Origin of the sequence: Blautia faecis (assembly GCF_027662325.1) — a bacterium.
GTDB classification, from domain to species: Bacteria; Bacillota; Clostridia; order Lachnospirales; family Lachnospiraceae; genus Blautia_A; species Blautia_A faecis.
Window position 1 is genome coordinate 1 of sequence record NZ_JAQDKY010000104.1, and the last position, 1,306, is coordinate 1,306.

Consider the following 1,306-nt stretch of genomic DNA (forward strand, 5'->3'; position numbering starts at 1 on the left):
GAAATTCCAAATACACATAAGCATGATACAATAGAGACATGCTGAAGGAGGATCTCATATGGCAAAGCAACATGACAAACAATTTAAACTTGATGCAGTCCAGTACTATCAGGATCACAAAGATCTCGGAGTACGTGGATGTGCAGAAAATCTTGGCATCGGATACAGCACATTAACAAAATGGCTGAAAGACTTCCGGGAATCAGGTGATATTCCTGTTCGTGGTTCTGGTAATTATGCATCTGATGAGCAGAAGGAAATTGCCCGTCTCAGACGTGAATTACGTGATGCCCAAGATGCACTTGATGTGTTAAAAAAAGCAATCAACATTCTGGGAAAATGACGGAAGCCATTTATCTTGAAGTGTCTGAGAAGACGGAAGCTGCCAAAAAGGCTGGACGCCGGGTTTCCGTCTCCGGAATGTTGAAATTTTTAGGTGTCTCTCGCTCAGGATATCTTGCATGGCTCCACCACGTACCTTCTGATACAGAAAAACGTCGTAAAGCTGTAAAAGCAAAAATACAAGATATTTATGATGATTCCAAGCAGAACTACGGTGCTCCGAAAATCACTGTAGAACTTCGAAAAAATGGTGAAGTCATTTCGGAAAGAACCGTTGGTACATATATGCGCCAAATGGGAATCCGTGCTCAGTGGAGCAAACCATGGACGATCACCACAAAAGATTCCGATTTCAGCACTGAATTACAAAATATCCTTGATGAGCAATTTAATCCTGATCGTCCGAATGCAGTCTGGTGTTCGGATATTACCTACATCTGGACAATAGATGGATTTGTCTATCTGACCAGTGTTATGGATTTATTTTCCAGAAAAATCATAGCCTGGACGCTTTCAGAAACACTGGAAGTATCTTGCGTGATTGATACTATAAACAAAGCCAAAGCTCGCCGAAATATCGATCAACCATTAATTATCCATTCGGATCGTGGCAGCCAATATGTTGCAAAGGAATATAAAAAAGCAACCGAAAATATGCAGCGCAGTTATTCGAAGAAAGCTTTTCCGTGGGATAATGCATGCATTGAATCCTTTCATTCTATTATCAAACGTGAATGGCTCAATCGCTTTAAAATTCGCGACTATAAGCAGGCATATCAGTTGATTTTTGAATATCTGGAAGCTTTCTACAATACGAAACGAGTTCATAGCCATTGCAACTATATGTCGCCAAACGAATTCGAACGAGTGTATGAAAGAACGCACACTGAGGCTGAGCTTCTGGCAGGTTAAAATAGGGAGAAATTTCTTATTTTAACTTGTACTAAATCTTGACATAGGACCA

The 1,306-nt window shown here is 40.4% G+C and carries 2 protein-coding genes; both read left to right on the forward strand.

The annotated features are described in order from the left end of the window. Positions 1-58: 58 nt before the first annotated feature. Positions 59-343 (forward strand): transposase, encoded by a 285-nt coding sequence (locus tag PGQ38_RS19300; RefSeq protein ID WP_005612369.1) that lies wholly within the window; start codon positions 59-61, stop codon positions 341-343. Then, positions 340-1,254, forward strand: coding sequence for an IS3 family transposase (locus PGQ38_RS19305; RefSeq protein ID WP_117506279.1), 915 nt, complete (start codon positions 340-342; stop codon positions 1,252-1,254). The genes PGQ38_RS19300 and PGQ38_RS19305 overlap by 4 nt, the downstream gene beginning before the upstream one ends. Positions 1,255-1,306: the final 52 nt, after the last annotated feature.